The 7,188-nt window shown below is 52.1% G+C and carries 4 protein-coding genes, 4 tRNA genes and 2 rRNA genes; 9 read left to right on the top strand and 1 reads right to left on the bottom strand.

What is annotated here, in order from left to right; all coding sequences use genetic code 11:
• The 4 genes from AOY23_RS21195 to birA all read left to right on the top strand — a co-directional run.
• Window positions 1–1,730: ribosomal RNA gene (locus AOY23_RS21195) — 23S ribosomal RNA — on the top strand; the annotation flags it as partial.
• Window positions 1,731–1,794: 64 nt separating this feature from the next.
• Window positions 1,795–1,910 (top strand): 5S ribosomal RNA (gene rrf / locus AOY23_RS21190).
• A 126-nt stretch (window positions 1,911–2,036) separates the two neighbouring features.
• Window positions 2,037–3,065, top strand: coding sequence for a UDP-N-acetylmuramate dehydrogenase (gene murB / locus AOY23_RS21185; RefSeq protein WP_054181214.1), 1,029 nt, complete (start codon window positions 2,037–2,039; stop codon window positions 3,063–3,065).
• Window positions 3,062–4,024 carry a bifunctional biotin--[acetyl-CoA-carboxylase] ligase/biotin operon repressor BirA gene (birA, locus tag AOY23_RS21180; protein WP_054181213.1) on the top strand — a complete coding sequence of 321 codons (963 nt, stop codon included), beginning with the start codon at window positions 3,062–3,064 and terminating at the stop codon, window positions 4,022–4,024. Before murB ends, birA begins: the two co-directional genes overlap by 4 nt.
• 27 nt (window positions 4,025–4,051) lie before the next feature.
• On the opposite strand, the gene coaA is transcribed toward birA, so the two are convergent.
• Window positions 4,052–5,002, bottom strand: a complete 951-nt coding sequence (coaA, locus tag AOY23_RS21175) for a type I pantothenate kinase (RefSeq protein WP_054181215.1) — start codon at window positions 5,000–5,002, stop codon at window positions 4,052–4,054.
• A gap of 492 nt (window positions 5,003–5,494) precedes the next feature.
• On the opposite strand from coaA, the gene AOY23_RS21170 reads away from it, so the two are divergent.
• The 5 genes from AOY23_RS21170 to tuf all read left to right on the top strand — a co-directional run.
• Window positions 5,495–5,570 (top strand) — tRNA-Thr (locus tag AOY23_RS21170).
• A 3-nt stretch (window positions 5,571–5,573) separates the two neighbouring features.
• A tRNA-Tyr gene (locus AOY23_RS21165) sits at window positions 5,574–5,658 on the top strand.
• Between the two features lie 114 nt (window positions 5,659–5,772).
• A tRNA-Gly gene (locus tag AOY23_RS21160) sits at window positions 5,773–5,847 on the top strand.
• Between the two features lie 5 nt (window positions 5,848–5,852).
• A tRNA-Thr gene (locus AOY23_RS21155) sits at window positions 5,853–5,928 on the top strand.
• Window positions 5,929–6,046: 118 nt separating this feature from the next.
• Window positions 6,047–7,188, top strand: a 1,142-nt coding sequence (gene tuf, locus AOY23_RS21150; protein WP_054177828.1) for an elongation factor Tu, incomplete at its 3' end; no start/stop codon positions are given.

Below are 7,188 nucleotides of genomic sequence, written 5' to 3'. Positions count from 1 at the left end.
GTTGTTGGGTAGGGGAGCGTTCTGTAAGCCGTTGAAGGTGGTCTGTGAGGACTGCTGGAGGTATCAGAAGTGCGAATGCTGACATAAGTAACGATAAAGCGGGTGAAAAGCCCGCTCGCCGGAAGACCAAGGGTTCCTGTCCAACGTTAATCGGGGCAGGGTGAGTCGACCCCTAAGGCGAGGCCGAAAGGCGTAGTCGATGGGAAACAGGTTAATATTCCTGTACTTGGTGTTACTGCGAAGGGGGGACGGAGAAGGCTATGTCATCCGGGCGACGGTTGTCCCGGTTTAAGCGTGCAGGTGTGTGCTCCAGGCAAATCCGGAGCGCTTTAACACTGAGGCGTGATGACGAGGCACTACGGTGCTGAAGTGACAGATGCCCTGCTTCCAGGAAAAGCCTCTAAGCTCCAGGTAACACGAAATCGTACCCCAAACCGACACAGGTGGTCAGGTAGAGAATACCAAGGCGCTTGAGAGAACTCGGGTGAAGGAACTAGGCAAAATGGTGCCGTAACTTCGGGAGAAGGCACGCTGGTGCGTAGGTGAAGTCCCTTGCGGATGGAGCTGAGACCAGTCGAAGATACCAGCTGGCTGCAACTGTTTATTAAAAACACAGCACTGTGCAAACACGAAAGTGGACGTATACGGTGTGACGCCTGCCCGGTGCCGGAAGGTTAATTGATGGGGTCAGCCGTAAGGCGAAGCTCCTGATCGAAGCCCCGGTAAACGGCGGCCGTAACTATAACGGTCCTAAGGTAGCGAAATTCCTTGTCGGGTAAGTTCCGACCTGCACGAATGGCGTAATGATGGCCAGGCTGTCTCCACCCGAGACTCAGTGAAATTGAACTCGCTGTGAAGATGCAGTGTACCCGCGGCAAGACGGAAAGACCCCGTGAACCTTTACTATAGCTTGACACTGAACATTGAGCCTTGATGTGTAGGATAGGTGGGAGGCTTTGAAGCGTGGACGCCAGTCTGCGTGGAGCCGACCTTGAAATACCACCCTTTAATGTTTGATGTTCTAACGTGGACCCGTGATCCGGGTTGCGGACAGTGTCTGGTGGGTAGTTTGACTGGGGCGGTCTCCTCCTAAAGAGTAACGGAGGAGCACGAAGGTTGGCTAATCCTGGTCGGACATCAGGAGGTTAGTGCAATGGCATAAGCCAGCTTGACTGCGAGCGTGACGGCGCGAGCAGGTGCGAAAGCAGGTCATAGTGATCCGGTGGTTCTGAATGGAAGGGCCATCGCTCAACGGATAAAAGGTACTCCGGGGATAACAGGCTGATACCGCCCAAGAGTTCATATCGACGGCGGTGTTTGGCACCTCGATGTCGGCTCATCACATCCTGGGGCTGAAGTAGGTCCCAAGGGTATGGCTGTTCGCCATTTAAAGTGGTACGCGAGCTGGGTTTAGAACGTCGTGAGACAGTTCGGTCCCTATCTGCCGTGGGCGCTGGAGAATTGAGGGGGGCTGCTCCTAGTACGAGAGGACCGGAGTGGACGCATCACTGGTGTTCGGGTTGTCATGCCAATGGCACTGCCCGGTAGCTAAATGCGGAAGAGATAAGTGCTGAAAGCATCTAAGCACGAAACTTGCCCCGAGATGAGTTCTCCCTGACTCCTTGAGAGTCCTGAAGGAACGTTGAAGACGACGACGTTGATAGGCCGGGTGTGTAAGCGCAGCGATGCGTTGAGCTAACCGGTACTAATGAACCGTGAGGCTTAACCTTACAACGCCGAAGATGTTTTGGTGTTGAGAGACGATTTTCAGCCTGATACAGATAACAGAATTTGCCTGGCGGCCTTAGCGCGGTGGTCCCACCTGACCCCATGCCGAACTCAGAAGTGAAACGCCGTAGCGCCGATGGTAGTGTGGGGCTTCCCCATGTGAGAGTAGGACACTGCCAGGCATCCATTRSGTGAAGAGGCCATCCGGAAGGATGGCCTTTTTGCGTTTTTGTCCGTTAAAAAACCCTCAAGCCTTCCCGGCTCAGATACGGTAAACTAGCCCCGTTTTTGTCTCAGGAAAGCGTCTCATGAATCATTCTCTAAAACCCTGGAATACCTTCGGGATCGATTGCTGCGCGCAACAGATTGTTTGCGTCGAAAATGCCCAACAATTACAACAAACCTGGCAGCAGGCGACCGAAAATCAGCAGCCGGTGCTGATCCTGGGAGAGGGGAGTAATGTGCTCTTCCTGGAAGACTATTCAGGAACTGTCATCGTGAACCGAATCAAAGGGATTACGGTTCAGGAAAATACGACTGCATGGCATCTGCACGTTGGGGCTGGCGAAAACTGGCATAAACTGGTGCAGTTTACGCTGGAAAATAACATCCCGGGCCTTGAGAATCTGGCGTTAATTCCCGGTTGTGCAGGGTCTGCGCCAATACAGAACATCGGTGCCTACGGTGTGGAATTCAAACAGGTCTGCGAGTATGTCGACTGCATCGAGCTGGCAACGGGCAAAGAACAACGCCTGACTGTGCAGGAATGCCGTTTCGGCTATCGCGACAGTATCTTCAAACACGAATATCAGGATCGCTACGCCATTGTGGCGGTTGGTCTGCAATTAGCAAAAGCCTGGCATCCGGTGCTCACGTACGGCGACCTGACACGGCTTGATCCGCAAACCGTTACCCCTCAGCAGGTATTTGATTCTGTGTGCCACATGCGTATGTCAAAACTGCCTGATCCGAAAGTGAACGGGAACGCCGGCAGTTTCTTCAAAAATCCGGTAGTCAGTGCTGAGCAGGCCCGGAACATGCTGGCGCGTTTCCCTGCGGCGCCTCATTATCCTCAGCCAGATAGCTCCGTGAAGCTCGCCGCAGGCTGGCTGATCGACCAGTGTCAGCTTAAAGGTAAGCAAATCGGCGGCGCGGCGGTACACCGTCAGCAGGCTCTGGTGCTTATCAATGAAAATCAGGCGACGAGCAATGATGTTGTCGCACTGGCACACTTCGTACGCCAGCAGGTTGGCGAGAAATTTAATGTCTGGCTGGAGCCTGAAGTTCGGTTCATTGGCAGCACCGGCGAAGTCAGTGCTGTGGAGAAAATTGCGTGAAAGACAACACCATTCCATTGATGCTTATCTCGCTCCTCTCTGATGGCGAATTTCACTCGGGTGAACAACTGGGCGAACATCTGGGCATGAGCCGGGCGGCAATCAACAAACACATTCAGACCTTGCGGGACTGGGGTGTGGATGTCTTTACCGTGCCTGGGAAGGGGTACAGCCTGCCGGAGCCTATACAGCTTCTGAACAAAGCGCTGATCCACAGCCAACTCCCGCAGGGCGATGTGGCTGTGCTGCCGGTTATCGATTCAACCAACCAGTATCTCCTGGACAGAATGAGCGAGCTACAGTCGGGCGACGCTTGCGTGGCGGAGTATCAACACGCAGGCCGCGGGCGCCGTGGCAGAAAATGGTTTTCTCCTTTTGGCGCCAACCTGTATCTGTCGATGTACTGGCGACTGGAACAAGGGCCCGCTGCCGCTATCGGCCTGAGTCTGGTGATTGGTATTGTGATGGCGGAAGTGCTGCAAAGTCTGGGAGCCGATCAGGTTCGGGTAAAATGGCCGAACGATCTCTACCTGAACGATCGCAAGCTGGCGGGCATTCTTGTGGAATTGACCGGGAAAACCGGTGACGCGGCGCAGCTTGTTATTGGGGCGGGGATTAACCTCGCGATGCGTCGTGTAGAAACAGATGTAGTTAATCAGGGATGGATTAATTTGCAGGAAGCCGGAATTACGCTTGATCGTAATACTCTGGCCGTACGCTTAATCAAAGAGCTGCGTAGCTCGTTGCAACTTTTCGAGCAGGAAGGGTTAGCGCCCTGGCTGCCCCGTTGGGAAAAACTGGACAATTTCATCAATCGCCCGGTTAAGTTGATTATTGGCGACAAAGAAATTTATGGTATTTCCCGTGGAATAGATGCTCAGGGTGCGCTTTTACTTGAACAGGATGGCGTCGTTAAACCCTGGATGGGTGGCGAAATTTCCCTGCGAAGCGCAGAGTAAAATAAAGGGAGCAGATGCTCCCTTTATTTATTTCCGCAGACGAACCTGCTCGACAGAATGGTTAGCGCTTTTGGTCAGAATTAAACTGGCGCGTTCACGGGTCGGTAGAATGTTCTCTTTCAAATTCAGCAAGTTGATTTCATTCCACAACGATGTCGCAATATTTACAGCTTCCTCTTTACTTAACTTCGCATAGTTATGGAAATAAGAATCCGGGTCCGTAAATGCCCCTTCGCGGAATTTTAAAAAGCGGTTGATATACCAGCTTTTAAGCTGCTCTTCCGGTGCATCAACATAGATTGAAAAATCAACAAAGTCAGAAACAAAAACATGATGCGGATCGTGCGGATAATCCATTCCACTCTGCAGAACATTTAATCCTTCCAGAATAAGAATATCCGGTTGAGCGACCGTTTTGTCACCGTCAGGAATAACGTCATAAATCAGATGGGAGTAGACCGGCGCGGTAACGTTTGTCGCCCCGGATTTCAGATCTGAAACGAATTTGACTAAACGGTGCATATCATAAGAAAGAGGGAAGCCCTTTTTCTTCATCAATCCCCGCTCTTTCAGCACCGCGTTAGGGTGCAGGAAACCGTCAGTGGTAATCAGTTCAACACGGCGATGTTCCGGCCAGCGGCTCAACAGCGCCTGCAATACACGGGCTGTGGTGCTTTTCCCGACCGCCACGCTTCCCGCAATGCTGATGATATAAGGAATGCGCTGTCCGTTTGTCCCCAGAAATTGTTCCAGCACCGCCTGACGACGCAGGTTGGAACTGATATAGAAGTTCAGCAGACGCGACAACGGCAAATAGATTTCGGCGACTTCTTCCAGGGACAGATCTTCATTGATGCCTTTTAACCGCGTAATTTCGCCTTCGGTCAACGTCATCGGAACGGAGTCACGAAGAGCAGCCCACTGGCTACGGTTAAACTGTAAGTAGGGTGTCATTAACGCTTGCTCTTTTTTTCTCATAAGCATGTTCTCGTCGCCACAGATAATGCTGTGAAAATGTGGCGCGTCACATTCAGTTAATCAGGACAATGGGCAGGAGGGTAACACCAGATGGGGGCGAATAATAAGAAAAAATCTATTCAATCGATGCATTAGCGGTGAAGCACCCCTTCTGAATGCTTATATATCGCTGCCCCATAGCGGGCGGCAAAAGGGCGCTGGTACTGGCATAGTAAACTTGTCGGGATCGCTCCCGGGCGAGGCGGGAAAGTCGATGTTTTCGCCACTCACCCGATGACCTGGCGTCAGGGACTGAAAATTTGTGCTAGTCGTTATCCTGCAAATGGCGCAGGAGATACAGCGGCACTGGCAAAAAGCCGGATTTTTATTCTTTGCTGGCTGAAATTACATCGTTTTTTACTGTTGGCGCACAAAATGTGAGCGATAGAACGTTTTATGCAAATTTTTAGTTGCATGAGCACGCAGGTCTCCCTAGAATGCGCGCTACTTGATGCCGACTTAGCTCAGTAGGTAGAGCAACTGACTTGTAATCAGTAGGTCACCAGTTCGATTCCGGTAGTCGGCACCATCAGGTGGGGTTCCCGAGCGGCCAAAGGGAGCAGACTGTAAATCTGCCGTCATCGACTTCGAAGGTTCGAATCCTTCCCCCACCACCACTTTCTGGCAGCGTTTTCGCCGCCTGAGCTGGTAAAAAAATTATTCAGCTCAAACATAAAAGAGAGAAATCTCTTTTTTGTTACAGAAAGAACTGGGTAGCCGAGTTTCAGGATGCGGGCATCGTATAATGGCTATTACCTCAGCCTTCCAAGCTGATGATGCGGGTTCGATTCCCGCTGCCCGCTCCAGACGTGCTGATATGGCTCAGTTGGTAGAGCGCACCCTTGGTAAGGGTGAGGTCCCCAGTTCGACTCTGGGTATCAGCACCACTTCACTTCTCCTCCCTGTTTCTCTCTGTAAACATGTAAATGCATTCAACGATTCAGGCATATTGCCTGGTTGATGTGGTGGTATCACCGATTTATCCGTGTCTTAGAGGGACAATCGATGTCTAAAGAAAAGTTTGAACGTACAAAACCGCACGTTAACGTCGGTACTATCGGCCACGTTGACCATGGTAAAACAACGCTGACCGCTGCAATCACTACCGTACTGGCTAAAACCTACGGTGGTGCTGCTCGCGCATTCGATCAGATCGATAACGCGCCGGAAGAAAAAGCTCGTGGTATCACCATCAACACCTCTCACGTTGAATACGATACCCCGACTCGCCACTACGCACACGTAGACTGCCCGGGCCACGCCGACTATGTTAAAAACATGATCACTGGTGCGGCACAGATGGACGGCGCAATCCTGGTAGTTGCTGCGACTGACGGCCCGATGCCGCAGACTCGTGAGCACATCCTGCTGGGTCGTCAGGTAGGCGTTCCGTACATCATCGTGTTCCTGAACAAATGCGACATGGTTGATGACGAAGAGCTGCTGGAACTGGTAGAGATGGAAGTTCGTGAACTGCTGTCTCAGTACGATTTCCCGGGCGACGACACGCCGATCATTCGTGGTTCTGCTCTGAAAGCGCTGGAAGGCGACGCAGAGTGGGAAGCGAAAATCATCGAACTGGCTGGCTTCCTGGATACTTACATTCCGGAACCAGAGCGTGCGATTGACAAGCCGTTCCTGCTGCCGATCGAAGACGTATTCTCCATCTCCGGTCGTGGTACCGTTGTTACCGGTCGTGTAGAGCGCGGTATCATCAAAGTAGGTGAAGAAGTTGAAATCGTTGGTATCAAAGAGACTGCGAAGTCAACCTGTACTGGCGTAGAAATGTTCCGCAAACTGCTGGACGAAGGCCGTGCTGGTGAGAACGTAGGTGTTCTGCTGCGTGGTATCAAACGCGAAGAAATCGAACGTGGTCAGGTACTGGCGAAGCCGGGCACCATCAACCCGCACACCAAGTTCGAATCTGAAGTGTACATTCTGTCCAAAGACGAAGGCGGCCGTCATACTCCGTTCTTCAAAGGCTACCGTCCGCAGTTCTACTTCCGTACAACTGACGTGACTGGCACCATCGAACTGCCGGAAGGCGTTGAGATGGTAATGCCGGGCGACAACATCAAAATGGTTGTTACCCTGATCCACCCGATCGCGATGGACGACGGTCTGCGTTTCGCAATCCGTGAAGGCGG

Source organism: Trabulsiella odontotermitis, assembly GCF_001297775.1.
GTDB classification, from domain to species: Bacteria; Pseudomonadota; Gammaproteobacteria; order Enterobacterales; family Enterobacteriaceae; genus Trabulsiella; species Trabulsiella odontotermitis.
This window is presented reverse-complemented; position numbering and strand designations above follow the sequence as displayed.